The 24,227-nt window shown below is 61.0% G+C and carries 31 protein-coding genes; 28 read left to right on the top strand and 3 right to left on the bottom strand.

Annotation, left to right across the window (positions count from 1 at the left end; genetic code table 11):
• Positions 1 to 3: 3 nt before the first annotated feature.
• The 4 genes from H7C19_RS26220 to H7C19_RS26205 all read left to right on the top strand — a co-directional run bounded on the left by H7C19_RS26220 (position 4) and on the right by H7C19_RS26205 (position 3,867).
• Complete coding sequence (locus H7C19_RS26220) at positions 4 to 717, top strand: response regulator transcription factor (RefSeq protein WP_185672041.1); 714 nt, start codon at positions 4 to 6, stop codon at positions 715 to 717.
• A 3-nt stretch (positions 718 to 720) separates the two neighbouring features.
• Entirely contained in the window at positions 721 to 2,148 is a 1,428-nt protein-coding gene (locus tag H7C19_RS26215) for a sensor histidine kinase (protein WP_185672040.1), read from the top strand.
• Between the two features lie 200 nt (positions 2,149 to 2,348).
• The gene (locus H7C19_RS26210; RefSeq protein ID WP_185672039.1) at positions 2,349 to 2,936 is read left to right on the top strand and encodes a TetR/AcrR family transcriptional regulator; all 588 of its coding nucleotides are present in this window, start codon (positions 2,349 to 2,351) and stop codon (positions 2,934 to 2,936) included.
• 85 nt (positions 2,937 to 3,021) lie between these two features.
• Complete coding sequence (locus tag H7C19_RS26205; protein WP_185672038.1) at positions 3,022 to 3,867, top strand: SDR family NAD(P)-dependent oxidoreductase; 846 nt, start codon at positions 3,022 to 3,024, stop codon at positions 3,865 to 3,867.
• A gap of 123 nt (positions 3,868 to 3,990) precedes the next feature.
• On the opposite strand, the gene serA is transcribed toward H7C19_RS26205, so the two are convergent.
• Both serA and H7C19_RS26195 read right to left on the bottom strand, forming a co-directional pair.
• Entirely contained in the window at positions 3,991 to 5,583 is a 1,593-nt protein-coding gene (serA, locus tag H7C19_RS26200; RefSeq protein ID WP_185672037.1) for a phosphoglycerate dehydrogenase, read from the bottom strand.
• A gap of 174 nt (positions 5,584 to 5,757) precedes the next feature.
• A complete protein-coding gene (locus tag H7C19_RS26195) occupies positions 5,758 to 6,678 on the bottom strand; it encodes a hypothetical protein (protein WP_185672036.1) in 921 nt (306 codons plus the stop codon).
• Between the two features lie 107 nt (positions 6,679 to 6,785).
• Between H7C19_RS26195 and H7C19_RS26190 the strand changes: the two genes are divergently transcribed.
• Positions 6,786 to 7,385 carry a CPBP family intramembrane glutamic endopeptidase gene (locus H7C19_RS26190; protein ID WP_185672035.1) on the top strand — a complete coding sequence of 200 codons (600 nt, stop codon included), beginning with the start codon at positions 6,786 to 6,788 and terminating at the stop codon, positions 7,383 to 7,385.
• Complete coding sequence (locus tag H7C19_RS26185; RefSeq protein ID WP_185672034.1) at positions 7,382 to 7,684, top strand: hypothetical protein; 303 nt, start codon at positions 7,382 to 7,384, stop codon at positions 7,682 to 7,684. Before H7C19_RS26190 ends, H7C19_RS26185 begins: the two co-directional genes overlap by 4 nt.
• 85 nt (positions 7,685 to 7,769) lie before the next feature.
• Here the strand turns inward: H7C19_RS26185 and H7C19_RS26180 are convergent, their stop codons facing one another.
• Positions 7,770 to 8,624 carry a polysaccharide deacetylase family protein gene (locus H7C19_RS26180; protein ID WP_185672033.1) on the bottom strand — a complete coding sequence of 285 codons (855 nt, stop codon included), beginning with the start codon at positions 8,622 to 8,624 and terminating at the stop codon, positions 7,770 to 7,772.
• A 167-nt stretch (positions 8,625 to 8,791) separates the two neighbouring features.
• On the opposite strand from H7C19_RS26180, the gene H7C19_RS26175 reads away from it, so the two are divergent.
• The 22 genes from H7C19_RS26175 to H7C19_RS26070 all read left to right on the top strand — a co-directional run bounded on the left by H7C19_RS26175 (position 8,792) and on the right by H7C19_RS26070 (position 24,177).
• Positions 8,792 to 9,142, top strand: a complete 351-nt coding sequence (locus H7C19_RS26175) for a hypothetical protein (protein WP_185672032.1) — start codon at positions 8,792 to 8,794, stop codon at positions 9,140 to 9,142.
• A gap of 197 nt (positions 9,143 to 9,339) precedes the next feature.
• The gene (locus H7C19_RS26170) at positions 9,340 to 9,945 is read left to right on the top strand and encodes a genetic competence negative regulator (RefSeq protein WP_185672031.1); all 606 of its coding nucleotides are present in this window, start codon (positions 9,340 to 9,342) and stop codon (positions 9,943 to 9,945) included.
• Positions 9,946 to 10,126: 181 nt separating this feature from the next.
• A complete protein-coding gene (prsW, locus tag H7C19_RS26165) occupies positions 10,127 to 10,822 on the top strand; it encodes a glutamic-type intramembrane protease PrsW (RefSeq protein ID WP_185672030.1) in 696 nt (231 codons plus the stop codon).
• A 60-nt stretch (positions 10,823 to 10,882) separates the two neighbouring features.
• A complete protein-coding gene (locus tag H7C19_RS26160) occupies positions 10,883 to 11,032 on the top strand; it encodes a hypothetical protein (protein WP_185672029.1) in 150 nt (49 codons plus the stop codon).
• A gap of 118 nt (positions 11,033 to 11,150) precedes the next feature.
• Positions 11,151 to 12,515, top strand: a complete 1,365-nt coding sequence (gene ypeB, locus H7C19_RS26155) for a germination protein YpeB (RefSeq protein ID WP_185672028.1) — start codon at positions 11,151 to 11,153, stop codon at positions 12,513 to 12,515.
• A gap of 187 nt (positions 12,516 to 12,702) precedes the next feature.
• Positions 12,703 to 13,359, top strand: coding sequence for a flagellar brake protein (locus H7C19_RS26150; RefSeq protein ID WP_185672027.1), 657 nt, complete (start codon positions 12,703 to 12,705; stop codon positions 13,357 to 13,359).
• Between the two features lie 48 nt (positions 13,360 to 13,407).
• Complete coding sequence (locus tag H7C19_RS26145) at positions 13,408 to 13,602, top strand: hypothetical protein (protein ID WP_185672026.1); 195 nt, start codon at positions 13,408 to 13,410, stop codon at positions 13,600 to 13,602.
• A 131-nt stretch (positions 13,603 to 13,733) separates the two neighbouring features.
• Complete coding sequence (cmk, locus tag H7C19_RS26140) at positions 13,734 to 14,438, top strand: (d)CMP kinase (RefSeq protein WP_185672025.1); 705 nt, start codon at positions 13,734 to 13,736, stop codon at positions 14,436 to 14,438.
• A 3-nt stretch (positions 14,439 to 14,441) separates the two neighbouring features.
• Positions 14,442 to 15,029, top strand: a complete 588-nt coding sequence (locus H7C19_RS26135; protein WP_185672024.1) for a lysophospholipid acyltransferase family protein — start codon at positions 14,442 to 14,444, stop codon at positions 15,027 to 15,029.
• A 115-nt stretch (positions 15,030 to 15,144) separates the two neighbouring features.
• A complete protein-coding gene (gene rpsA, locus H7C19_RS26130; RefSeq protein ID WP_185672023.1) occupies positions 15,145 to 16,359 on the top strand; it encodes a 30S ribosomal protein S1 in 1,215 nt (404 codons plus the stop codon).
• Between the two features lie 296 nt (positions 16,360 to 16,655).
• Positions 16,656 to 17,180 carry a hypothetical protein gene (locus tag H7C19_RS26125; protein ID WP_185672022.1) on the top strand — a complete coding sequence of 175 codons (525 nt, stop codon included), beginning with the start codon at positions 16,656 to 16,658 and terminating at the stop codon, positions 17,178 to 17,180.
• A 2-nt stretch (positions 17,181 to 17,182) separates the two neighbouring features.
• Positions 17,183 to 18,094, top strand: a complete 912-nt coding sequence (locus H7C19_RS26120) for a YIEGIA family protein (RefSeq protein WP_376775443.1) — start codon at positions 17,183 to 17,185, stop codon at positions 18,092 to 18,094.
• Positions 18,087 to 18,275 (top strand): capping complex subunit for YIEGIA, encoded by a 189-nt coding sequence (locus H7C19_RS26115; RefSeq protein WP_185672020.1) that lies wholly within the window; start codon positions 18,087 to 18,089, stop codon positions 18,273 to 18,275. Before H7C19_RS26120 ends, H7C19_RS26115 begins: the two co-directional genes overlap by 8 nt.
• Positions 18,276 to 18,385: 110 nt before the next feature.
• Positions 18,386 to 19,708 carry a ribosome biogenesis GTPase Der gene (der, locus tag H7C19_RS26110; protein ID WP_185672019.1) on the top strand — a complete coding sequence of 441 codons (1,323 nt, stop codon included), beginning with the start codon at positions 18,386 to 18,388 and terminating at the stop codon, positions 19,706 to 19,708.
• A 12-nt stretch (positions 19,709 to 19,720) separates the two neighbouring features.
• Complete coding sequence (gene plsY / locus H7C19_RS26105; RefSeq protein ID WP_185672018.1) at positions 19,721 to 20,338, top strand: glycerol-3-phosphate 1-O-acyltransferase PlsY; 618 nt, start codon at positions 19,721 to 19,723, stop codon at positions 20,336 to 20,338.
• Positions 20,328 to 21,362: an NAD(P)H-dependent glycerol-3-phosphate dehydrogenase gene (locus tag H7C19_RS26100; RefSeq protein ID WP_185672017.1), complete on the top strand. Its 1,035-nt coding sequence runs from the start codon at positions 20,328 to 20,330 to the stop codon at positions 21,360 to 21,362. The genes plsY and H7C19_RS26100 overlap by 11 nt, the downstream gene beginning before the upstream one ends.
• A gap of 111 nt (positions 21,363 to 21,473) precedes the next feature.
• A complete protein-coding gene (locus H7C19_RS26095; RefSeq protein ID WP_185672016.1) occupies positions 21,474 to 21,749 on the top strand; it encodes a stage VI sporulation protein F in 276 nt (91 codons plus the stop codon).
• A 167-nt stretch (positions 21,750 to 21,916) separates the two neighbouring features.
• Positions 21,917 to 22,096 carry a DUF2768 family protein gene (locus H7C19_RS26090; protein ID WP_185672015.1) on the top strand — a complete coding sequence of 60 codons (180 nt, stop codon included), beginning with the start codon at positions 21,917 to 21,919 and terminating at the stop codon, positions 22,094 to 22,096.
• A gap of 23 nt (positions 22,097 to 22,119) precedes the next feature.
• Positions 22,120 to 22,413, top strand: a complete 294-nt coding sequence (locus H7C19_RS26085; protein WP_185672014.1) for a 2Fe-2S iron-sulfur cluster-binding protein — start codon at positions 22,120 to 22,122, stop codon at positions 22,411 to 22,413.
• A gap of 19 nt (positions 22,414 to 22,432) precedes the next feature.
• Entirely contained in the window at positions 22,433 to 23,044 is a 612-nt protein-coding gene (locus tag H7C19_RS26080) for a nucleotidyltransferase family protein (RefSeq protein ID WP_185672013.1), read from the top strand.
• Complete coding sequence (locus tag H7C19_RS26075; protein WP_185672012.1) at positions 23,041 to 23,403, top strand: 2Fe-2S iron-sulfur cluster-binding protein; 363 nt, start codon at positions 23,041 to 23,043, stop codon at positions 23,401 to 23,403. Before H7C19_RS26080 ends, H7C19_RS26075 begins: the two co-directional genes overlap by 4 nt.
• 9 nt (positions 23,404 to 23,412) lie before the next feature.
• Positions 23,413 to 24,177 (top strand): YphF family lipoprotein, encoded by a 765-nt coding sequence (locus tag H7C19_RS26070; protein ID WP_185672011.1) that lies wholly within the window; start codon positions 23,413 to 23,415, stop codon positions 24,175 to 24,177.
• Positions 24,178 to 24,227: the final 50 nt, after the last annotated feature.

The following is a 24,227-nucleotide window of genomic DNA, read 5'->3' as shown; positions in this document are numbered from 1 at the left end:
CGCATGAATCAAGGCAATCGGATATTGGTCGTCGACGATGAAGAGCGGATTCGCCGGCTGCTGCGGATGTATCTGGAGAAAGAAGGTTACGCCATCGAAGAGGCGGAGGACGGGGAGACCGCCCTTCGCCGGGCGCAGCAGGAGGAATTCGATCTGATCGTCCTCGATCTCATGCTGCCGGGTATCGACGGCATGGAAGTGTGTACGCGGCTGCGGCAGACGAAGGCGACGCCGATCATCATGCTGACGGCGAAAGGCGAGGAAGTCAATCGCGTGCAAGGCTTCGAGGTCGGCGCCGACGACTATGTCGTGAAGCCGTTCAGCCCGCGCGAGGTGATCTTCCGGATCAAAGCGATTCTGCGCCGTTCGTCGGCAACCGCGTTCCTCTCCAAGGAGCTGAACACCAGCAACAACATCGTTTTCCCCCACCTGGTCATCGAGCACGACGCTCACCGCGTGACCGCCGGCGGCCAGGAGGTCAACCTGACTCCGAAGGAATACGAGCTGCTCCACTATCTCGCGAGCTCTCCGGACAAAGTCTTCTCGCGCGAGGACCTGCTGAAGGATGTCTGGAACTACGACTTCTTCGGCGATCTGCGGACCGTCGATACGCACGTGAAGCGGCTTCGCGAGAAGCTGAACCGGGTATCGACCGAAGCGGCGTCGATGATCACGACCGTCTGGGGCGTCGGATACAAGCTCGAGGTGGCGAAGTAAGCGATGGCGATCTGGAGAACCGTCGTCGGCAAGCTTTGGCTGACGATCATGCTGCTCGTCGCGGTCGTCATCTCGACGGTAGGCTTGTTCCTGCTGAAGGTCATCGACGTGACGCTGACCGATTCGCTCGTCCAGATCAAGCATCTCTTCATCTATGCCGGCGCCGTCGGATTCCTGCTGACGACGTTCTTCGCCTTCTTCCTGCTGACGAAGATCACGCAGCCGCTGCGGGAGATGAAGGATGCGGCCGACCGCGTCGCCCAAGGCGAATACTCGACGCGCCTGGCGATAAGATCCTCCGACGAGATCGGCGAGCTGGCCAATACGTTCAACCAGATGGCTTCGGAGTTGGATGCGCTCATCCGGGACATCCAGCACGAGCGTGATCAGCTGAACAGCGTCTTGCGCAGCATGACCGATGCCGTCCTGCTCTTCGACGCGGAGGGCAAGGTCAAGCTGACCAATCCGCAGGGACAGCATCTCTTGGACGCTTGGTTCGCGTTGGATTGGCAGGACGAAGAGGAGGGAGGTCACGACCAGGTGCCGGGTCCGCTTAGGGAGACGTACGTCAACGTGATCGAGAAAGGGCAGGAGTACAACGGCAAGCTTCACGTCCAGAACGGCGTCTGGTCCGTCGTCATGTCGCCGCTCGCTTCGAATGAAGATGAGGGCGTCCGGGGCGCCGTCGCCGTCCTTCGGGACGTGACCGAAGAGTTCCGCGTCGACAAAATGCGCAAGGACTTCGTCGCGAACGTCTCGCACGAGATCCGCACGCCGCTGTCGATGGTACAAGGCTACAGCGAGGCGCTGCTGGACGACATCGCCGCCTCGCCCGAAGAGCGGAAGGCGCTCGTTCAGGTCATCCATGACGAATCGCTCCGCATGGGACGGCTCGTCAAGGACCTCCTCGATCTGGCCCGGATGGAAGCCGGGTACATGGAGATGTCGCTGCAGGAAGTGGACGTGAATGCGCTGCTGAGCCGGGTCTACCGGAAGTTCTCGGCCATGGCCAAGGACCGCGAGATCGCGCTGACGCTGACGGGGGACGAGACCCGCCTGACGCTGGCATCGGCCGACGTCGACCGGTTGGAGCAGGTGCTCACGAACTTGCTCGACAACGCGTTCCGGCATACGCCGGCCGGGGCAGCGATCCGGATCGGGGCGAACCGGCTGCCGGGTCCCAAGGGCGAGGTGCTGGAGATCGCGATCGCCGACGAAGGGCAGGGGATTCCTGCCGACGATTTGCCTTACATCTTCGAACGGTTCTACAAAGCGGATAAAGCGCGCAAGCGGAACTCCAACGTGGGTACCGGCTTGGGACTGGCCATCGTAAGGAATCTGGTGGAGGCGCACGGCGGCACGATCTCGGCCGCCAGCACGCTGGGCGAAGGCACAACGTTCACGCTGCGCTTGCCAACGGGGGCCCGTTAGGCCGAGTGTCCGGAACGGACCGAGAACGGAGTAGCACGCCCGCGCGGCGTGCTTTTTCGTTTTTGCGCCGGCGCAAGGCGCCCGGCGTCGAAGCCGGTGACTTCTTTGTGAACAAGGTTCGCTTGCGCTTGTGCGCGCGTGGGAGATTTTGTATGCTGTATTAGAACGATCGTTCGATTGATCCGAAGGTGGCTAGCCGATTGAAACGTCATTACGATAGCGATGCGACGCGCAAGACCATCGCGGAAAAAGCGGCGCAACTTTTTTCGCAGCAAGGGTTCGCGGGGACGTCGATCTCCGACATCTCGCGGGCATCGGGGTTCAGCAAGGGACATGTCTATTATCACTTCGAGAACAAGGAAAAGCTGTTCGTCCACCTGGCCGAGGAAGGGATGCGGGCATGGGGCGAGAAGTGGGCTTCCGTATCGGCCGCATACGACGCGTCGGCCGCAGACAAGCTCTATGCGATCGCCCGCTTCGTTCAGCACAACTACAAGACGCCGCTGCTTAAGGCCGGTCAGGAACTGGCCGCGAATCCGTCGACGGATCCCGGGACGCTCCAGGCGCTTTACGGCCTCGCAGCGACGCCCATGCAGGCGTACGGGGATCTTTTCCGGCAGGGGATCGACAGCGGCGAGTTCGAGATCGAAGACTTGCAGGCCGCGACCTATCTGTTCGGCACGCTGCTCGGCGCGTTATGCCAGCACGTGTTCACGATGGAGGAGGAGGCGCTGGCGCACCTGTTCAGACAGAGCGTGGCGATTTTCCTACGCGGAATCTCCAAGTAAGACGGGGATTTCGCCGCTCTAATTAGAACGATCGTACTAATTATTCGAATGTTGATGACGTGATGTTTCAGGAGGGGATTCGAATATGACATTTTCACAGACCGTCGCGATCGTAACCGGGGGCGCTTCGGGGATCGGCAAGGCGCTGGGACAGGAACTGGCGCAGAAACGCGTCTTCGTCGTCATCGCCGACTTAGATGCGGAAGCAGGGGAGCGGGCGGCCTCGGATATCGTCGCGGACGGAGGTTTGGCGCGCTTCGCCCGGCTGGACGTGACGGACCGGGCGCAAGTCGAGGGGCTGATCGCCGAAACCTTCAAGGAATTCGGCCGATTGGACTATATGTTCAACAACGCGGGCATCGGCATGTACGGCGAACTCTACGCGATGTCGAACGCGCATTGGGAGCGGATCGTGAACGTGAATCTATGGGGCGTCATCCACGGTACGCAGGCGGCTTACCGCCTCATGAAGGCGCAGGGCTTCGGCCATATCGCGAATACGGCTTCGGCAACGGGACTCGGTCCCTCGCCGACGGCCGCCGCTTACGCCACGACCAAGCATGCGATCGTCGGTCTCACGACTTCGCTGCATTACGAGGCGGAGGCGTACGGGATCAAGGTAAGCGCCTTCTGCCCGGCGTTCGTCGATACGCCGATTCATGCCACCGGAGAGGCGATCGGCGTGGACCGGGCGAAGGTCATGGAGCAGATACGCAAGCAGAAGCCGATGAGCCCGGCCCGGTTCGCGCGCATCGCCATCGCCGGGTTGGAGCGCAACGAGCCGATTATCTGTCCGATGCCGCTCCGCCGCACGATGGACGTGTTCTTCGCCTTGTTCCCGTCGGTCCACCGGAAGCTGATGCGGCTCGTGTGCAGGGTAGCCCGCCAAGCGAGTCTGGACGCGCCTCAGACGACATCGGTCAAGCAATAGAGCGAAGCGCAGAGCGCGCTCCCCCCATGAAGGAAACGAAAAGAACCTCCGGCATCGCGCGGCGCGCGACCGGAGGTTCTTGGTTGAACGGTATCGTTAAGTTAATAGCAGTACGGCTTTGCCTTACAGCAGCTGAATCTCTTTGGCGGTCGTCAGATCCGGCAGATCGGCGACCTTCTGGAGCACTTCCTTCGGAACGGCCTTGTCGACGCCAAGCACCATGATCGCGGCGCCGCCGACGATCTTCCGCCCGACCTGCATCGTGGCGATGTTCACGTCGTTGCCGCCGAGCAGCGTGCCGACGCGTCCGATGATCCCCGGTTTGTCATGATGGGAGATGAGCAGGACATGGCCTTGCGGCTCGACGTCCACCGGGAACTTGTCGATTTGCGTTACGCGCGGACCGAAGCCGTTCAGCAGGGCGCCTGCGACCATGCGCTCCTCGCGGCCCGTGCGGAGCGTCACGGAGACCAGGTTGGTGAAGCCCTTGGAGGCTTGCGATTTGTTGACCACGATGTTCACTTCGCGCGTCTTGGCCAGATGCATCGCGTTCACCGCGTTGACTTGATCGGAGCCGAGATGATGGGCGAGCACGCCTTGAACGACATAGCGGGTAAGCGGGTTCGTGTCGACGTCGGCTAATTCGCCGGCGTAGCTGACGACGATCTCCTTGACCGGTCCTTCGGTGATCTGCGCTGCGAAGCTTCCGAGCTTGCGGCCGAGGGCGAAGTACGGCTCCAGCTTGGACAGCACGTCAGCCGGAACGGGCGGCATGTTGACGGCATTTTTGTAGGGTTCGTTGCGCAAAATATGAAGCAGCTGCTCGGACACGTCGATCGCGACGTTCTCCTGCGCTTCGATGGTGGAGGCGCCCAAGTGTGGCGTCACGATGATCTTCGGGTGCTTCAGGAACGGATGATCCGGCGCCGGCGGCTCCTCCTCGAAGACGTCGAATGCGGCGCCGGCCACGACGCCGGCGTCGATCGCTTCGACGAGCGCCAGCTCGTCGATGATGCCGCCGCGCGCGCAGTTCACGATGCGGACGCCCGGCTTGATGCGCGAGAACTGGTCCTTGCCGATCATGTGGCGGGTCTCCGGCGTCAGCGGCGTATGCACGGTGATGAAGTCGGCTTCGCGAACGACGTCTTCCACGGTCGCCAGCTTCACGCCGAGCTTCTCTGCGCGCTCTTCCGTCAGGAACGGATCATAGCCGAGAACGGTCATGCCGAACGCCTTGGCGCGGGCCGCGACTTCGCTCCCGATCCGGCCCATGCCGAGCACGCCCAGCACTTTGTTGCGCAGTTCGACGCCGACGAACGACTTGCGGTCCCAGACGCCGCCGACCGTCTTGGCGTAAGCTTGGGGGATATGACGGGCGAGCGCCATCATCATGGCGAACGTATGCTCGCAGGTGGTGATGGTGTTGCCGTCCGGCGCGTTGATGACGATGATCCCGCGTTTGGTCGCCGCATCGAGATCGATGTTGTCCACGCCGACGCCGGCGCGGCCGATGACCTTCAGCTGCTTGCCCGCGTTCATGATCCGCTCGGTGACGCGGGTCTGGCTGCGGACGAGAAGGGCGTCGTATTCGCCGATGATCGCGACGAGCTCGTCCTCGGAGAGGCCGGTCTTCTTGTCGATGGCGATGTCCGAAGCTTCGACCAGCAGCGAAATGCCCAAATCGCTGATCGGATCCGATACCAATACTTTAAACATGGTTATCCCCCTACTTGAACCGGAATATAGAAAACACCCTCATCCCCCGCGGTCCGGAGCGGACCAACAGTGCATTGAGGGTGACTTCGCAAAACTAACTTTTCCTATTTTATAGCACCCGGACGGGCAATTGCAATGGTGAAAGTGAGACATTTGGCGGCCTTTGGCGTAAAATCAGTTATCCGGCGAGAAAAAGGGAAGCTGCGGAAGCGTCTGGTTGTTGTACAGGCGGGTCTTCAACGACAGGAAATCGCCGCCGCGCACCGCATCGGTGCCCGTCAGCATGTCCGCGATGGAGCCCATGGAGCGCTGCTTCATCTTCTCGGCTTGGCCGGACTGGATGAATTGGTCGATGCGCGCCGTCAGATCCTGCGGCAGGAAGTCGTAGCTCTGGCGGCCGGCTTCCATATATTCCGCCGAGACGATATTCTTGACGAGGAGGGGCAGGCTCTTCCATGTCGAATTGGCGATCACGGTCGGGATCGCATAGGTATCCGGGACGTCCGCGTCGACCGACGATCCCCACTTGAGCATAGCCGCGTAATATTGCTTCTGGGCGGCGAGCTGCTGGCTTACGCCTTCTTTGTAGAAGGCATCCGCGTTCAGCTTGTCGAACATGGTGGCGGCGGTGCCGTCGTTGGCCGCGCCGGCCAGCTTCGAGAAGCTGCTCGAGAACAGCTTCAGGCTCTTGAGATAGTTGTCCTGCGCGCTGGCGAGCAGCGGCGAGGCGTCGGACACGTAGGCGACCTTGGCGGACTCGTACTTGGCCGCGGCCCGCTTGGACAGCGAAGTCAGCGCGGCGGAGCGGTCCACGGTGCTGTCGGAGAGCCATTGCTGCCGGGCCGCGGACCATTCGGACATAAATTCACGATACGGCAAAAATACGGTATGATAGAAGGACACGAGGTCCTGCTGCGAATACGCGCTCTGCTTGACGTTCGAGGCGCCCGCGGGTTTGATCGACGCCTCGTGCCGGGCGTTGGCCTGATCCGAACCTACTTTCACGCCGTAAAAAAACGCTCCTACCGCTACGACTAGCAGGAATAAAAAACCTAGCGCAAACATGAGATCCGTTCGAGACAGACGCTTTTCCATCGGTTACTCCTCTTTACTGGGCGATTTTGGGTTGTCGATTAGGTAGTCCTAGTATAGAAAAATAATGACCAAACGTACATACAAAATTATACAATAACCGAGGGAACATGAGAAAATTCGACATTCGCAAGCTAAAGGTCCGCCAAGTCTCGGTCGATCAATTGAACGATAAGATGCTGCTTGTCAATTTGTATGCTACTCAGGCCATTACATTCATTATCGGTTTGTTATGGGTGATTTTACAGGGGCGCAACGCGATAAATTTGTTCGCGATCCCGCACGGGCTCGAATTCCTGTACGGAGGGTTGGGGTTGGCGGCCGCCGTCGTCCTGATCGACGTGTCCGTCTCCCGCTGGGTGCCCGAGGATGCGATGGAGGACGGCGGGGTGAACGACCGCCTCTTCCGGGCGCGGCCGGTCTGGCACATCGCCGTGATCGCGGCGGTCGTCAGCATCTGCGAGGAATTGCTCTTCCGGGGCGCGGTGCAGCATGCGTTCGGCCCTTACTGGACGAGCATCCTGTTCGCGGCGATACACGTCCGCTATCTGCGGCATTGGGTTCCGACCGGCATGGTCTTCGGGATCAGCTACGGCTTGGGCTGGCTGATGGATTGGTCGGGGACGATCTGGGCTCCGATTCTGACGCATTTCTTGGTCGATCTCATTATGGGTCTCATTATCAGGTTTCGAAGGGAAGAGCAGTCATGAAAGAAAGCGACCATTCTTCGGTATGGGAGCGATACGTCGAAGCGAAGAAGCACGCGTTCGAAGAGGAGCCGCCGGACGGGAAGGCGGAGCCGATGACGATCGAGGAGCTGGAGCGGGCGATCGCCGAAGCGGCCGCCGCGTCCGGGGTGCCGGAGACGGGCATGCCGCCTCGCGCAAGCGTGCATCCGACAAGCAGGAATACGTGGAGCAGATGGTTCTACCGGCTGCTCGTCGTGCTGTTCATCGCGTTGATCGTGCTGCTGTTCCGGTGGGGGCAGCGGCTATACCAGGGGAATTGACGATAGAACGCCCGGACCGGCGCGGATGATGATCCGACGGCTGTCCGGGCGTTCGCGCCGCATGGGGCATCGGATTCGTCCGACGCTAGACGTCGATCTGAATCGTCTCGGGATCGACGAATCCGTAACCCTTCTCCTCCAGCGCGTCGAGAAGACGGTCCAACGCTTCGCCGGTCCAAGGCAACTCGTGCATGAGAATATTGCTGCCCGGATGAAGCTGCTTGAGGACGTTGTCGATGACGGCTTGCGGCTTGTCCTTCGTCTTGCTGCCGAGCGCCCAATCGAGCGAACCGTTCGACCAGGTCATGTAGAGCATACCGTTCTTTTTCGCCGCCGCGTGTACGTCGTCGTTGCCCGACGCGTTCGGCGGACGGAAGAATACCGGCGTCTTGCCGGTTACTTCCTTCACGATGGCTTGCACCCGTTCGAGCTGATCTTGGATTTTGTCCGCCTTTTCCTTGCCCAATTGAATGTGGTCCCAGGAATGATTGCCGATGATCTGGCCGCGGTCGTCGATCTCCTTGAGGAGCTCCGGGCGCGCCTTCACCCGATAGCCGTTGACGAAGAAGATCGCCTTGGCTTTGTGCTTGTCCAACGTGTCGAGCAGCGGCTTCAGCGTCTTCTCCGCCTTCGGCCCGTCGTCGAAGGTGAGGAGGACGACCTTGCTCTCCGTTTTGGTCTTGTCGATCGGCGCGATATCGTACGCCTTCGTCATGCGGTAGGTCTTCTCCGCCGCGGTTGACGGCGACGGGGAAGAGCTCTGGGCCGGCTCCGCGGTCGGCGTCGGCGCAGGCGATTCGGCCGCGGAGCTCGCCGCGGGCGTCGCGGATGCCGATGCCGCGCCGTTAGCGGGCGAGGCGTCGGTAGCGCCGCCGCCGCAGGCCGACAGCGCGAGGAGCAGCGCGGCCGATGCGAAGGCGATGGTTGCGCGTGTCTTCATCGTAGATTCCCCTCCGGGTGCTTCAAGATTCCATCCGATTGTAACATACCCGAAGCGCGCGCGGACAAACCTTCTTCCTTTTTTTGATGGAGCATGTCCGGGGGCGAGGCGGCCACACTAAAGACGTTATCCCCAAGAACATTCATTCAGACAGAGGAGGTATTCCCGTGAAGATCGGCACGTTCGTAATGGGCGGTCTCGCCGGCGCGGCAGTCGTCTTGCTGATGCAGCGCAACGGCCGGATGGCGGCGATGGCCGGCCAGGTCGGACAGCGTATGAAGCATCGGATGAGCGGCATGAAGGAAGACGCGTTCGGCAAGATGTTGAACATGAGCTGGAGCGGCAGCGACCGCCACGGCGGAAGCGACAGCCACCGCGGCAGCGACCGCCATGCGTCCAACCGCTCCTCCTCGGAGAGCGGCGGGCTGGAGCAAGTCGCGCATCTCGCGTCCCAGGACGCGAAGGTGAAGCGCGAAGTGAACGATATTCTGAATCAAAGCGGCCACGACCATATCTGATTTGGCGCTCGCGCAGCAAGCGGCACCCCTCTCCCGGCGACGGGAGGGAGCGGTGCCGTTTTTTTGGGTTTGTGGCTTTTCCCTAGTGCATTTCAAAGGGAGAAGTGATAACATGTTATAAAGCACAATTCAATCACACATTATATGCCACGTCATACGCTGTTATCACCCATCGTGTGCAGAAGGAGGATCCTGTCATGAGGATGGAGCGGCTTAGCCAAGACAAGATTAGGATTTTCCTGACCTTCGACGATTTGTCGGAACGTGGAATTCAGAAAGAAGACATGTGGCGGGAAATTCCGAAGGTTCACGAGCTGTTCAGCGAGATGATGGATCAAGCTTACAGCGAACTTGGTTTTGATGCTTCAGGTCCTCTAGCCGTCGAAGTATTCGCTATGCCTGCACAGGGGATGGTCGTCATCGTCACGCGCGGCAAGATGGAACGAGACGCGGAGGCCTCGTCAGAGGAAGAACTGGACGAAGACGTATACGAAATGGAAGTCACGCTTGAGCAGAGCGAGGCCATCATATATCGATTCCGGGACATCGAGGACGCGATCGGCGCGGCCAAGATGCTGAACGGTCGCCTGACCGACGAAGGCAGGATGTACCGTTACCAGAATCATTGGATTTTGTGCTTCGATCCCTCGGCCGGTTCGGAGACGTCGAACGACAACGCGCTGATCGCCGTCCTGGCCGAATACGGCGAAGCGACGTCGGTGACGCCGGCCGTGCTGGAGGAATACGGCCAGCTTATCATTCCCGCGAACGCCGTGAAGGTGCTTTCGGACCACTTCGCCTGATCGAACGCTTGCCAAATGGACATTTCGCAGAGAACGTCGATCGAAGAACCGTTCGACCGTTTTCGAGGGCGGAATGTCTTTTTTGTGTCCTCGTGCTCGCGAGACGAGGAAGTTGTTCCCTAGAGGGTGCCTGACTCCGCTCGACGTTGTATAATGGGAGGAGAAAGGAGGAGGACGGCGAATGCTGATATTCTCGGTATTGGCGGCTGCCATCGCGCCGGGCGTCGCGCTGCTCGCTTATTTCTACTGGAAAGACCGCTACGATACCGAGCCGCTGTCGATGGTCGTCAAGATGTTCTTGACGGGCGTGCTGATCGTGCTTCCGATCATGATCGTCCAGCGGGGCCTGATGATCTGGCTAGGCGAATCTCCGTTCGCGTTCTCCTTCATCGTCTCCGCGGGCGTCGAGGAGTTCTTCAAGTGGTTCGTGCTGTACCACATCATATACAACCATACGGAGTTCGACGAGCCCTACGACGGCATCGTCTACGCCACGGCGGTATCGCTAGGCTTCGCTACGCTGGAGAACGTCATGTACGCCTTCGGCGAGCCGGCCACCTTCGGCACGCTGCTCGTCCGGGCGCTGCTCCCCGTCTCCGGCCATGCGCTGTTCGGCGTCTTCATGGGCTACTTCATGGGCCGCGCCAAGTTCCAGGAAGGCCGCAAGATGCGCTTCTTCCTATGGATCTCGTTCCTGTTCCCGTTCTTCTGGCACGGACTCTACGACTTCATCATGCAGTCGGTTCCGCGCTCTTGGATCTGGCTGATCGTGCCGTTCATGTTCCTCCTCTGGTACCGCGGGATCCGGTACGTGAACCGGGCCAACTCGGTCTCCCCGTTCCGGCTGCTCAAACGGGAGGAAGAGGTTAAATCCTGACGTTTCGGTCCATACTGCTTACTAACGAGCGGATTTGGAATGGATGGGATGATGGCGATCATGCGTGTGAAGGTTACGATCCGGTGCAACCGGTGCGGGGAGAAGTTCGTTCTGCGCGGCCGCAGGGAACGCGGACGCATCGACACCGGATTCAAGCAATGCCTGTGCAGCAATAAGGACGACTTCGAGATCGAAGAAGAGCAAGGGTGAACGCCCTGGCTTGAAGACAGCGAGAGACATTTTATGAGATCATCCGCGCATAAAGCCGGCCCCGCCTACCCAAACTAACGGCAAACCGTAGTCTGGGAATGAAAGGGGCCGGCTTTCCATGTATAAACGATTAAGCGCAGTGATGTTTCCGATCGCAGCCATCCTGTTCGTCGGAGCGATCGTCTGGGGGTACCAAGAGCATCAGGAAAAGAACGCGATTCTCATCAAAGCCGAAAACCAGTATCAGCGCGCTTTCCACGATTTGACGACCCATATGAGCGGCTTGCAGGATCAACTGGGACGGACGCTCGCGGTGAACTCGGCCTCCCAAGGGATGCAGCGCAAAGGGCTCGTGAACGTCTGGCGCCTGACGAGCGAAGCGCAGAACGAGATCAATCAGCTCCCGCTGGCGCTGCTTCCGTTCAACAAAGCCGAGGACTTCCTGTCCCGCATCTCCGACTTCGCGTACCGGACGTCCGTGCGCGACTTGACGAAGCAGCCGCTGACGAACGACGAGATGAAGATGATGAAGTCGCTCTACGCGAAGTCGTCCGACATTAACCAGGAGCTCGGCAAAGTACAGGATGCCGTCTTGTCCGACCACCTGCGCTGGATGGACGTCGAGGTCGCGATGGCTAGCACCGACTCCACGCACGACAATTCGATCATCGACGGGTTCAAAGCGGTGGACAAGAAGGTCAGCGCCTATCCCGAGCACGATTGGGGACCCTCTTCGATGTCGACGAGCCGCAAACGGTCAGTCAAAATGCTGTCCGGACAGGACGCGACGCCGGAAGAGATCAAGCGCAAGGCGCTCGAGTTCGCCCATACGACGATCCATAACGGGGCGGGCACGGACGTCAAGGTCGTGGAAAACGGCCGCAAGACCGACAATCCGAGCTATACGGCCACGTTCCGCGGACCGAAGGGCGAGAATATCCAGATGGACTACACCGTCAAGGGCGGTCAGCTGCTCTCGTTCATGAATCCGCGCGACGTGACCTCCCGGAAGCTGGACGTCGGCGCCGCGCGCGAACGGGCATCCCAGTTCCTCGACAGCCACGGCTACAAGGACATGACGCCCGTCACCTACGACGAATACGACCACGTCTCGGTCTTCACGTTCGTCGGCACCAAGGACAACGTCCGCATCTACCCCGACAAAGTCACCGTGCGCATCGCGCTGGACAACGGTGAAGCGGTCGGTTTGCAGGCCGCCGATCACGTCTACCGGCCCAAGTCGCTCTCCGTCGGCAAGCCGAAGATCGCGCGCGCGGAAGCGCAAAAGGTGCTGAACCCCGAATTCAAGGTACAGTCCTACAACGTCTCGATCATCGAGAACGAAGAGAAGAAGGAAGTGCTCTGCCACGAATTCACGGGCAAGATCAACGGCAGCCAGTACCGCATCTTCGTGAACGCGGACACCGGCATCGAGGAGACGATCGAGCAAATCCCGGAATCGGCCAAGGCGATCCTCAAGTAAAGCGGTCTGCAGGACAAAAGAACCGTCTTCGCGCGATTTGGCGAACGGCGGTTCTTTTTGCGAAAAAAGCGGACGGTCCGCGCGCATTTTCGCGAATAAAGTCGTTCTCAAGCGGGGCGCATCTGGTATATGATGGAGTTGCGGACCGTTATGATCCGACACATCGCCATCATCTGGAGGATGCCGCGTGCTTCCCAATATCAATCAGACTCTGTACATTCAAATCTTAACGCCCGACGCCGATGCGAGCGCCGCGACGACGCTGCGTTCCCGATTGGCGGACGCGGACGAGCCGTCCCTATACTTCGAGATTCCGATCGACGAGAAATCCGGCCGCCTGCAACGGCTGCAGACCGGAGAGGAACTCAGGCTGACCTACTTCACCTCCGACGGGGTGAAGCATCAATTCGTCACCTCGGTCGTCGGCTTCCGCCAGGAAGCCGTGAACCTCGTCGCCGTCCGGAAGCCCGCGCCGGAGGACATCTCCCGCGAGCAGCGCCGAAGCTTCCTGCGCGTCGAGGCGCAGCTCGAGGTGGCGGTGCGCTTCGGGGAGAAGCTCCGGTTCACCGCCTTGACGGACGACGTAGGCGGCGGAGGCTTGTCCTTCCGATGCGAGCGCAAATGGCCGATCACCCCGAATACGAAGATCCATTGTTGGCTACTCTTGTCTTATCGGTCCGGCAGCGTCTCCCACGCCCAATTCGAGGGCGAGGTCGTCCGCGTCGTGCCGGTGGAGCCGAATCACCATCTCGTAATGATGCGCTTCGAAGACATTCAGGACGCGGACCAGCAGAAGATCATCCGCTTTTGCTTCGAGCGCCAGCTCGACATGCGCAAAGATTAGCCGGCGGAGAACGAGGCGGAACGGACAACGGAGGCGAACGGAAAATCGATGCTAAAGCATCACAAGCCGGATAGGCCGGAGTACCTGCATCTGGCGGACAAGATCGGACGCAGGCTGCTGCAGGCCGCGGCGGCGCTGGCGATCGCGCTGGTCCTGGCCCAGGGAGCGCTTCACGTCCCCGCGCTGCGGCATTTGCTGACGGTTGTCGATTCATGGGAAGGAATCCCTTACCGGACAGGGTGAGCATTCGCTTATCCTGTCTTTGTTTTTTGCATCTCCGGGCATGCTGTGGTATAATTTTCTCATTCGCGCGCAGGCTGAGCCTGCCTGCTTTTTTCTTAACGGTAGTTGATTAGGAGGCTCTTTTTCACCAGATGAATCAGCAATCGACCCACCCGATCAACATCGCGATCGACGGACCGGCGGGCGCGGGCAAGAGCACCGTCGCCAGGCACGTCGCCAGTCGGCTCCATTATATTTATGTAGATACCGGAGCGATGTACCGTGCGGTGACTTGCATCGCCCTAGATCGCGGAATGTCGCCCGACGACGAAGCGGGCGTCGGCCAGCTGGCGCAGACGCTCGATCTCGTGCTCCTGCCGGGCGAAGATGGACAAAAGGTGCTCGTCGACGGGATCGACGTCGCCGCGCGAATCCGCAGTCACGAAGTGAACCGCAACGTCTCCCGCGTCTCCGCGATCGGTGCGGTGCGGACCCGGATGGCCGACCTTCAGCGGCGGATGGCGCAAGCCAAGGGCGTCGTCATGGACGGCCGGGACATCGGGACGCACGTTCTGCCCGACGCGGAACTGAAGATCTTCTTGACCGCCTCGCCGAGAGAGCGGGCGCTTCGGCGCTACCGCGAACTGGGCGACGGGGCGGGCGCCACGCTCGATCAGCTGGAGCGGGATATCGCCGAGCGTGACCGCATGGACCGGGAGCGCGACATCGCGCCTCTGATTCAGGCCCCGGACGCGCGATTGATCGATTCCACCGGACGTTCGATCGAAGATATTGTCGACGAGATCGTCGACGGCGGCCTTGCGGCGGCCAGAACGATATCGGCGGGGGAGACGTAGACGATGCTCTATCGGTTCGCTAGAAGGCTGCTGTTCATTCTCTGCAAGCTGATCTTCCGGTTCGAGGCCAGGGGCGTCGACGCCATCCCGAGCGAAGGGCCCGTCGTTCTCTGCAGCAACCACAAGAGCGTGCTGGATCCGATCACGCTGGGCATTGCGGTGAAGCGCAAGGTTCACTATATGGCTAAGGCCGAGTTGTTCGACGTTCCGGTGTTAGGGTCGGTGATCCGCAAGGTCGGCGCCTTCCCCGTGAAGCGCGGCGGCGTCAGCAAGGAAGCGATCCGGACGGCGATCAGCCTGCTTCAAGAAGGCAATGTCATGGGCATCTTCCCCGAAGGCACGCGCAACCAATCGGTCGGCGTCGGCAAACGGGGTGCGGTAAGCATGGCGTTCCGGGGCGGAGCGACCATCGTGCCCGTCGCGCTCATCGGAGATTATCGGCCGTTCCGGAAGATGATTGCCGTATACGGCGCGCCGCTGGACTTGCGTACATACGCGGAGAGCGGAACGTCGGAGGATATGGAGGCCGCTACCGAGCTTGTCATGTCGCGCATACGCGAGATGCTGAGCACCGGCAGGCCGGCTCATTAACGGGCATCATAAGTGGCATACTAGAGGCATTATATGGTACGTCGTCCTGAAGATGATTTAAATCCCGCTGCGCGGGTTTAAATAAAGTTGGGGTAGAATTGAGGAGGTTATTTTCATGTCTGAAGAAATCAAAGTCCAGGAATCGGCTGCTGCCGACTCGGTAAGCCAAGATGCGCTGGAAAACGTAGTTTCCTTGAAAAAGGGCGACTCTGTCAAAGGGACCATCGTCAAAATCGAGGATAACCAAGCTTTCGTAAGCCTTGGATATAAATACGACGGCGTCATTCCTTTGCGCGAACTGTCCTCCGTCAACTTGGAGAACGCGGCCGACGCGGTCCAAGTCGGCCAAGAAGTCGAAGCCAAAGTGGTCAGCATCAACGACGAAAAAGCGAGCCTCGTCCTCTCCAAACGCCAAGTGGACAGCACCCGCGCTTGGGACGATCTCCAAGCCAAGTTCGATAACGGCGAAGCGTTCGAAGTCACCGTCGCCGACGTCGTCAAGGGCGGTCTCGTCGTAGACGTAGGCGTCCGCGGGTTCATCCCGGCGTCGATGGTCGAACGTCACTTCGTCGAAGACTTCTCCGGCTACAAGGGCCGCACGCTGCGCGTGAAGGTCAAGGAGATCGACCGCGAGAACAACAAGGTCATCCTGTCCGCCAAGGAAGTGCTCGAAGCCGAGTACGAAGCGCAGAAGCAATCGATCATGGCTTCCCTGCAGCCGGGCCAAGTCATCGAAGGCACCGTTCAGCGCTTGACGCCGTTCGGCGCGTTCGTGGACATCGGCGGCGTCGACGGACTGGTTCACGTCTCCGAGATCGCTTGGTCCCACGTCGCGCATCCGGCCGACGTCGTCTCCGAAGGCCAGAGCGTGAAGGTCAAGGTCCTGAAGGTCGATCCTTCGATCGGCAAGATCAGCCTCAGCATCAAGGCCGCGCAACCGGGCCCATGGGAATCGGCTTCCGGCCAATTCAATGCCGGCGACATCGTGACCGGCGTCGTGAAGCGTCTCGTCAGCTTCGGCGCATTCGTCGAGATCGCGCCGGGCGTAGAGGGTCTGGTTCACATCTCCCAGATCGCGCATCGCCACGTCGCTACTCCGCATGAAGTGCTGAAGGAAGGCCAAGAAGTCAAAGCCAAAGTGCTCGACTTCAATCCTTCCGAGAAGCGGGTCTCCCTTTCCATCAAGGAGACCGAAGAAGCGCCGCCTCAAGCGGAACGCGCGCCGCGTTCGCCTAGAGCGCCTCGCGAAGAGACGAACCTGCCGGCTCCGGAGAGCATGAGCTTCACGCTGGGCGAGAAGTTCGGCGACAAGCTGAGCAAGTTCAAGTAAGCCCCGCTTCTAACGAAATCCCTTAGCCCCCCGAATTCTCGGGGGGCTTTCGTTTTTGCCGGAGTCCGTCTATCGCGTTTCCGCAGAGCCTTTCCCGGCGATTCGATGCGCAAGCGCAGCAGGGAACCCGTGGGGCCGGCGGGGATGCTTCCCGCCGCTTCCGGCGCATACTAAAGGGGCGACTTGGCACGGAAAAGGGGGAGAGCGCGATCGCACCGGGCTATATCGCGGGTTGCACTTGGCTCGCGATCGTCATTTTATGGCTTTGCGGCTGGCGGACCGAGCTGGCCGGACGTTTGCCGAAACGGGCGGTCGTCGGGTTCCTGGCGGGGTGGCCTTTGTTCGCTTGGACGGCGGCGAACGTCCGCGGATGGAAGGTCGACGGCAGCATCCTCTGGTCGACGCTGCTGTTGGCGGCCGCTTTAATCGGGCTTGCGGGGAGCCGGATCTGGACGGCGGTTGCGGCCGGCGTTCTCGTCGGCGCCATCGCTTTGTTTATCGTCAAGTTGAGCGCCGTCATCCCGAACCTCTCCGCGGCCGAAGCCGTCTGGATCGGCGCCTTGGTCGTCGGCACGGCGACCGCCGTATTCATGCGCAGCGCGGGTGAGCAATTGACGGCGCTGACCGTCGGCCTGCTGGTGTCCGCCGCGGCGGAGGGCTGGTTGAACAGCCGGCTGATCGAAGTGCGGCGAATCGGCGGTATGTCATGGGCGGATTTATGGTGGCTCGGATTCGCCGTTGTCCGGTTGGAGACGTATTTGGCGGCACGCTGGAGCGAGATTCGCGAATGGCATTGGCGCCGGGGAGGACAGAGGCATTGAGAATACAATGGTTCGTCGAACATCCGGATCTGGTCGGGGTAGTGATCGGCACGGCATTCGGAGTGCTGGCGCGAATGCTGATGCTGAGAAGCGACTATCGTCAATATCCGGCTTATCCGCATGGCCGTATCATTCATCTCGCGCTGGGCATGATCGCGGGGGCGCTAGGCTCTGTTGCGGTCCCGGCGCTCTTCAACAAAGACTATACGGCGATCACCTTCCTGTCGCTCGCGGCGCAGCAGTTCCGGGAAGTGCGGAACATGGAGCGCACCACGCTGAACGCCATCGATCATCAGGAACTGGTGCCGCGCGGCGCGACGTATATCGAAGGCATCGCGGTCGTATTCGAAGGACGCAACTACCTGGCGATCCTCGCCGCGTTCCTGACCAGCTTGGTCGTCACCCTCACGAACGCCTATTGGGGCGTAGGGATGGGGCTCGTCTGCATCTTCGTCGTCATTCGATTCATGAAGGGCAAGACGATCCGGGAGATCGCGACGGTAGCGCTGGCTCCGGTGCGTGTCGAAGGTCCCGATGTCTACGTGGACGGCATCTATATCATGAACGCCGGCTTGGAGGAAGACCGCAGGATCATCGCGGAAGAAGCGATCGGGTTCGTGCTGACGCCGAAGAACGGGGACTCGCGGGTGACGCTCGCCAATCTGGGACAGCGTCAAGCGATTCTGCACGACGTATCGACACGGCTGGGCGTCTACCGGGACGACGGAGAGCCGGCGCTGACCCCGATGGCCAAGCTGGAGCTGGCGACGGGCAGGCTCGGCGTTCTGATTATCCCGCGGGAGCACGATCCGGACAAAGCGATGAAAGCGATGTGCGGCGTACCGTTGCTGGAATCGGCCGTGCGCATGCCGACGCAAGCCAATCGAACGAAGGGAGGCGTACAGCATGGCTAAGATCGTCGCCGTGTTCACGTCGGAGAGGCAGGAGGTGGCGGGGGGCGCGCCCATCTTCATCGCGGACGATCCGGCCGAGCTGCAAAGATTGGCGAATCTCGCCGAGAAGATCCTGGACTGCAACGCGCATCAGTTGACCGAGGGGTTGTATATTATTGTCGATCACCGCGCATCGGAGTAGTTCCCAAGCCGGGATTGTTATCCATCTTAAGAATGGTTAGCCAAGCGGGTGTATTTTTGTTATGATGAAGCTTGTGAATATTCAAGGGTATCTAACTAAGGAGTGAAAGTATGGCAAGACCTGTCATCGCCATCGTAGGTCGTCCTAACGTTGGGAAGTCTACGATTTTCAATCGCATTATCGGCGACCGTCTAGCCATCGTGGAGGACAAGCCCGGCATAACGCGGGACCGGATATACGGCACCGGCGAATGGAGCGGGCGGACGTTCAGCGTCATCGACACCGGCGGCATCGAGATCGACGGAGAGGATCGGCTGCTGCGCTTGGTGCGCATGCAGGCGGAGCTGGCCATCGAGGAAGCGGATGTCATCGTCTTCATGGTCGACGCCAAGGCCGGCATCACGACCGCCGACGAAGAAGTGGCCCAGATGCTGTTCCGTTCCGGCAAACCCGTCGTCGTTGCCGTCAACAAAGTGGACAACCTTCAACGAATGGACGATATTTACGAATTCTACAGCTTGGGATTCGGGGACCCGATCGCGCTGTCCGGCTCGCACGGCATCGGGATCGGCGACCTGCTGGAAGCCTGCGTCGAGAAGCTTCCGGCCGGGGACGAGCAGGATTATGACGACGACGTCATCAAGGTCGCGCTCATCGGACGTCCGAACGTCGGCAAGTCTTCGCTCGTGAACGCGATCCTCGGCGAGGAACGCGTCATCGTGAGCGAGATTGCGGGAACGACCCGCGACGCCATCGATACGCCGTTCGAGAAGGACGGGCAGAAGTACGTCCTGATCGATACCGCGGGCATGCGCAAGCGCGGCAAGGTGTACGAGACGACGGAGAAGTACAGCGTGATGCGCTCCATGAAGGCGATCGAGCGGGCGGACGTCGTGCTCGTCGTCATCAACGGCGAGGAAGGCATCATCGAGCAGGACAAGCACGTCGCCGGCTATGCGCACGAGCTCGGCAAGGCGTCCGTGTTCGTCGTCAACAAGTGGGACGTCGTCGAGAAGGACGACAAGACGATGCAGCACTTCACGAACACGATCCGGGATCACTTCCTGTTCATGTCGTACGCGCCGATCGTCTTCCTGTCCGCATTGACGAAGTCGCGCCTGCACCGCCTGTTCCCGGTCATCGACCGGGTCGCGGAGCAGCATGCGATGCGCATCTCCACCCATCTCTTGAACGATGTCATCGCCGACGCGGTCGCGATCACGCCTCCGCCGACGGACAAGGGGCGCCGGCTCCGCGTGAATTACGCGACCCAGGTGTCCGTGAAGCCGCCGACCATTCTCGTGTTCGTGAACGAGCCGGAGCTGATGCATTTCTCGTACGAGCGCTACTTGGAAAACAAAATTCGGGCCGCGTTCGACTTCGAGGGGACGCCGCTGCGGCTGTTCACCCGCCGCAAGTCCGATCAGGAATAGGAGAGAACCGAAGTGCTCGCTCCCGTTATCGCCATCGTGATCAGTTATTTGATAGGTTCCGTCTCGTTCAGCATTCTATTCGCCAGATGGCTCCGCAAGATCGACATTCGCCAGCACGGCAGCGGGAACGCCGGCGCGACGAACACGCTCCGCGTGCTCGGCAAGGGCCCGGCGCTGTCCGTGTTCGCGCTGGACATCGCCAAAGGCGCCGTCGCCGTCTGGATCGGACACTTGCTCTCGGACGCCGACGCGTCTTGGGTGCCCGTGGCCTGCGGACTCGCGTCCATCGCAGGTCACAATTGGCCGGTCTTCTTCCGTTTCAGAGGGGGCAAAGGCATCGCGACGACGATCGGCGCGATGATCTGCCTCGCGCCGCTGCCCGTCGTCATCGCCGGCGTTATCGCGATCGCGTCGATCGCTTTGACGCGTTACGTCTCGCTGGGTTCGATGATCTTCGCCGTGCTCGTCCCCGTCATTCTCTTGATCGCCGGATGCGACGCCGCCGTCCTATGGGGCGCGATCGTCGTCGCGGTTCTCGCGGTGCTGCGCCACCGCAAGAATATCGTCAAGCTGATGAACGGGACGGAGAACAAGCTTGGCGGCAAAAAGGGGGAGCCTCATGGCATCTAAACATGTCGCCGTGCTCGTGGCGGGCAGTTGGGGTACCGCGCTGGCCAGCGTATTGGCCAACAACGGACAACGCGTCAAGCTATGGACGCGCAATGCCGCGCAGGCCGAGGAGATCAACCGCGATCACCGCAACCGCAAGTATTTGCCGGAGGCGATGCTCCCGGAATCGCTCCAAGCGACTACGGACCTCGCCGAGGCGCTGAAAGGCGCGGACGCCGCGCTTTTCGTCGCGCCGTCTTCGGCTATGAGGGAGGTGGCGCAAGCCGCCGCCCCGCACCTGCGTCCGGACGTGCTCGTTATCCACGCCACCAAAGGCTTCGAAACCGGGACGCTGAAGCGGATGTCTACCATCCTCTCCGAGGAACTGCAGCGGCCGAGCGAGGAGATCGTCGTCCTCTCCGGGCCGAGCCATGCCGAAGAGGTCATCATCCGCCATCCGACGACCGTCGTCGTGGCGTCGCGCGATATCCGCTACGCGGAAGCCGCGCAGGATCTGTTCATGAACGACACGTATTTCCGCGTCTATACGAATCCCGATATTATCGGCGTCGAGACGGCCGGCGCGATCAAGAACATCATCGGACTCGGCGCGGGCCTCTCCGACGGACTCGGCTTCGGGGACAACGCCAAAGCCGCGCTCATCACGCGCGGCCTGGCGGAGATCGGACGTCTCGGCTCCGCCATGGGCGCGAGCGCGCTTACCTTCGCGGGTCTGGCGGGCGTCGGCGATCTCATCGGGACGTGCACGAGCCGCCACAGCCGCAATTGGCGGGCGGGTTCGCTGCTCGGGCAGGGCTTCAGCCTCGAAGAGACGCTGGAGAAGGTCGGCATGGTCGTCGAAGGCGTGCGCACGACGCAGGCCGCCTCGCAGCTCGCGGTCTCGTACGGCGTAGACATGCCGATCACGGCGGAGCTGCACGCCGTGCTGTTCGAAGGGAAGCCGCCGGCGCAAGCCGTCGAAGCGCTGATGGGGCGCGTTCGCACCCATGAGCTCGAGGAAGCGGTCGCTTTTCCGCAGGAGTAATAGCCTATCGTTTTGCCCTTCGCCCATCCCGGATGCGTCCGCCGGGCCGCCCGCACCGATTGCTTGGTTTCCACATAGGATACAAGGCAACTACGCGGGAGGAGGGAAAGTATGGACAAGAAGCTCTCCAAGGATATCTTGAACTCCGTCAACAAAAAAACCGGCAAGTCGGTATCGGAATCTTCGCTGAAAAGGATCGCGTCCAAAGTGACGCCCGAAACGCTGCAGAGCGAAACGCAAATCCGGCAGCTGATCAAGCAAGTTTCGACGACCGCGGGCATCCCGGTGTCGGAGGATACGGTGAAGGAGATCGTCGGCGCGGTCAAAAAGAGCGGATTGAACATGAACAGTCTCGAAGGCCTGATGAAGATGATGATGAAAAAGTAAGCATCGACCGACAAAATGCGGCGCTCTCGAAATCGGGCGGCGAAAACCGTTTTTTGGCGGGCCAAAACCTCCCCTGCGCAGGGGAGGTTTTTTGTATTCGTGTCGAATCAATGGTATAATATGTTCCGTTTTGTAGGCACGTTTTGGGAAAGGGCGTAGGTGTCCGGATGGATCCGATGATGAAAATGTGGGTGTCGTTCGTAGGGATCGGCCTAATGGTCCTATCTGCGGTGCTGATTATGATTACGCGGTCGAAGACGAAGGGCTGGCTGCGCTTCGTCTTGTCGCTCGTCGCCTTCTTTATATTGGTCATTGGGATGGGCTGCGGACTTATTTCCATTATATGAGTGCCGTCATGGGGGGGATCAGCATGATTACGTTAACGGGCAAGACCCTCACCCGCGAAACGGAACCGAAGGTCGGAGCGACCCTGCTTCAGCTCGCGCAGGAAACGGGCGTCGATTGGCTGTTCAATTGCGCCAGGGGCACCTGCGCCAGATGCCGGTGCCAGATCCGGGAGGGCGCGGAGCTGCTCGAAGAGGCGACCGACGCGGAATGGGACCGTCTGGGCCCCGACGAGCTGGACGAAGGCTTCCGGCTCGGCTGCCAAGCGAAGATCGCCGCGCCCGGCCGGATCTCGGCCGTCAACCGGACTTATTTCTAAAGAACGGGCGGGTGAGGTCATGATCGAGTCTTCGCCGGAATTGGCATTGCTCCGATTCGCCGAGCTCGCGGAAGGCAGCGGCGTACGGTGGATCGTCGGCGGCAGCGCGGGATTGCGGCTTCGCGGCGCCCCGCTTGACCGTCCGCCCCGGGATCTGGACATCTATGCCGATGCCGCCGGCCTGCGCGCGCTGCACGAGCGGCTCACAGCCTTCGCCGAGGACGCTCCCGCGTGGAGCGAGACCGACCGATACCGGTCGCTGCTCTCGCACTATCGCCTCGCGGACGTTAAGGTCGAGCTGGTCGGCGACTTCGTCGTGCGCGCGCGCGACTCCGTTTATCGTACGGAAGTCGACGGCGAGCTGTACGACCGCGGCGACCGCTGCGAGATCGGCAGCCGCGAAGTGAGGCTCGTGCCGCTCGGGCACGAGCTGATCTTCAACCTGCTCCGCGAGCGGAGCGACAGGGCGCATACCGCGGCCGAGCTCATCCGGCGCGCGCCCGAGCGGCATCTGCCCGCGCTGCTAGCGTTGTTGGATCGGTACGAGATCGCCGCGGCGGTGAAGGACGAAGCGCTCGCGCTCGCGGCCGGCAAGTCCGCCTCGGCATGGATGGGGGAGGAACGCGCATGACGGAGCGCAGGCTGTGCCGCGTCACCTTCCTGCCGGACGGGCGAACGGCCGACGTTCGGCTCGGCACGTCCTTGCTGGATGCCGCCAAGCGGGCGAAGGCGCCCGTCCGTACGCGCTGCGGCGGCGTGGCCGGCTGCCTGATGTGCAAGGTGAAGGTCGACGGCGCGCAGAGCGTCGGCGCCTTGACCGAGCCAACGCCGGCCGAACGGCACAAGCTCGGTCCGCTTCTGGCCGAAGGCACGCGGTTGTCCTGCCAGGCGCGCGTGAAGGCCGACGTGACGGCGACGATACCGGAAGACCCGCTGAAGGCGGCGATCCGCAAGAAAATGGCGGAGCGGGCCGATGACGAATTGTGGTAACGCGGGAGGATGAAGAAGTTGTTGTGGACCTTACGAACGACGAAAACGGGCCGCCTGATCCGCACGGCCGCGCTTGCGCTGTGCGCGCTCGCGCTCGTGCCGCTGTCCGGGTGTCTCTATCCGGACGATCAGACGCCGGGCAACCGGGCTTCCGCGCGCGAAGCGGTGCAGACGGTGCAGGACGCCGTCGACCGCTACCAGCAAGCGACCGGCGTGCTGCCGATGATGAACGCGGACGAATCTACGCCGCGCTACGAGAAGTTCAAGCTCGACTTCGCGAAGATGAAGCGAATGGGGTATGTGTCGACGCTGCCGAAACTGGCCTTCGAGAACGGCGGGAGCAACCAGTTCCTCATCGTCGACGAAGAGACGAAGCCGACCGTGAAGCTGCTCGATATCCCCATCTATCAGGGCGTAGGCGAGGTTCAGGCCAAAGTGACGGCCTACGCGCAGAAGAACGGCGGGGCGCTCCCGGCCGACGAAGAGGTCTATCCCGGGTTCAAATACGTCGACTTCAAGAAGCTGGCCATGCGCGAGCCGAAGCTGCGCAGCATGTATTCCGGTCGGGCCCTGAGCCTCATCGTCGACGACAAGGGCCGCGTCTACGCCGACTACGGGATCGATCTGACCCAGGCGATCGAGAAGTCCGGCGCGACGCCCGGCGCGGACGAGGATCTGCGCGAGCGGCTTGCGGACGAATCGTACTACGTGCCGGTCAAGTCGCCCGTCTACCGATGGGTGGACGGATCGGTTCGCGCCGTGGCCGAATCCTGATCTCCATATCGCGCGCAAGCAGGAGCCGTTCTCGCAGGAGAGCGGCTTTT

This window comes from Cohnella nanjingensis (assembly GCF_014212125.1).
Classification (GTDB): Bacteria; Bacillota; Bacilli; order Paenibacillales; family Paenibacillaceae; genus Cohnella; species Cohnella nanjingensis.
Note: the sequence above shows the minus strand (reverse complement) of the source record. Positions and strands in the feature narration are given on the sequence as shown.

What these genes read in the sequence shown, in the direction of transcription:
- H7C19_RS26220 (WP_185672041.1), top strand. Translation starts at nt 4, where the DNA reads ATGAATCAAGGCAATCGGATATTGGTCGTCGACGATGAAGAGCGGATT.
- H7C19_RS26215 (WP_185672040.1), top strand. Translation starts at nt 721, where the DNA reads ATGGCGATCTGGAGAACCGTCGTCGGCAAGCTTTGGCTGACGATCATG.
- H7C19_RS26205 (WP_185672038.1), top strand. Translation starts at nt 3,022, where the DNA reads ATGACATTTTCACAGACCGTCGCGATCGTAACCGGGGGCGCTTCGGGG.
- serA (WP_185672037.1), bottom strand. Translation starts at nt 5,583, where the DNA reads ATGTTTAAAGTATTGGTATCGGATCCGATCAGCGATTTGGGCATTTCG.
- H7C19_RS26195 (WP_185672036.1), bottom strand. Translation starts at nt 6,678, where the DNA reads ATGGAAAAGCGTCTGTCTCGAACGGATCTCATGTTTGCGCTAGGTTTT.
- H7C19_RS26190 (WP_185672035.1), top strand. Translation starts at nt 6,786, where the DNA reads ATGAGAAAATTCGACATTCGCAAGCTAAAGGTCCGCCAAGTCTCGGTC.
- H7C19_RS26185 (WP_185672034.1), top strand. Translation starts at nt 7,382, where the DNA reads ATGAAAGAAAGCGACCATTCTTCGGTATGGGAGCGATACGTCGAAGCG.
- H7C19_RS26180 (WP_185672033.1), bottom strand. Translation starts at nt 8,624, where the DNA reads ATGAAGACACGCGCAACCATCGCCTTCGCATCGGCCGCGCTGCTCCTC.
- H7C19_RS26170 (WP_185672031.1), top strand. Translation starts at nt 9,340, where the DNA reads ATGAGGATGGAGCGGCTTAGCCAAGACAAGATTAGGATTTTCCTGACC.
- prsW (WP_185672030.1), top strand. Translation starts at nt 10,127, where the DNA reads ATGCTGATATTCTCGGTATTGGCGGCTGCCATCGCGCCGGGCGTCGCG.
- H7C19_RS26160 (WP_185672029.1), top strand. Translation starts at nt 10,883, where the DNA reads ATGCGTGTGAAGGTTACGATCCGGTGCAACCGGTGCGGGGAGAAGTTC.
- ypeB (WP_185672028.1), top strand. Translation starts at nt 11,151, where the DNA reads ATGTATAAACGATTAAGCGCAGTGATGTTTCCGATCGCAGCCATCCTG.
- H7C19_RS26145 (WP_185672026.1), top strand. Translation starts at nt 13,408, where the DNA reads ATGCTAAAGCATCACAAGCCGGATAGGCCGGAGTACCTGCATCTGGCG.
- cmk (WP_185672025.1), top strand. Translation starts at nt 13,734, where the DNA reads ATGAATCAGCAATCGACCCACCCGATCAACATCGCGATCGACGGACCG.
- H7C19_RS26135 (WP_185672024.1), top strand. Translation starts at nt 14,442, where the DNA reads ATGCTCTATCGGTTCGCTAGAAGGCTGCTGTTCATTCTCTGCAAGCTG.
- rpsA (WP_185672023.1), top strand. Translation starts at nt 15,145, where the DNA reads ATGTCTGAAGAAATCAAAGTCCAGGAATCGGCTGCTGCCGACTCGGTA.
- H7C19_RS26115 (WP_185672020.1), top strand. Translation starts at nt 18,087, where the DNA reads ATGGCTAAGATCGTCGCCGTGTTCACGTCGGAGAGGCAGGAGGTGGCG.
- der (WP_185672019.1), top strand. Translation starts at nt 18,386, where the DNA reads ATGGCAAGACCTGTCATCGCCATCGTAGGTCGTCCTAACGTTGGGAAG.
- H7C19_RS26100 (WP_185672017.1), top strand. Translation starts at nt 20,328, where the DNA reads ATGGCATCTAAACATGTCGCCGTGCTCGTGGCGGGCAGTTGGGGTACC.
- H7C19_RS26095 (WP_185672016.1), top strand. Translation starts at nt 21,474, where the DNA reads ATGGACAAGAAGCTCTCCAAGGATATCTTGAACTCCGTCAACAAAAAA.
- H7C19_RS26090 (WP_185672015.1), top strand. Translation starts at nt 21,917, where the DNA reads ATGGATCCGATGATGAAAATGTGGGTGTCGTTCGTAGGGATCGGCCTA.
- H7C19_RS26085 (WP_185672014.1), top strand. Translation starts at nt 22,120, where the DNA reads ATGATTACGTTAACGGGCAAGACCCTCACCCGCGAAACGGAACCGAAG.
- H7C19_RS26080 (WP_185672013.1), top strand. Translation starts at nt 22,433, where the DNA reads ATGATCGAGTCTTCGCCGGAATTGGCATTGCTCCGATTCGCCGAGCTC.
- H7C19_RS26075 (WP_185672012.1), top strand. Translation starts at nt 23,041, where the DNA reads ATGACGGAGCGCAGGCTGTGCCGCGTCACCTTCCTGCCGGACGGGCGA.
- H7C19_RS26070 (WP_185672011.1), top strand. Translation starts at nt 23,413, where the DNA reads ATGAAGAAGTTGTTGTGGACCTTACGAACGACGAAAACGGGCCGCCTG.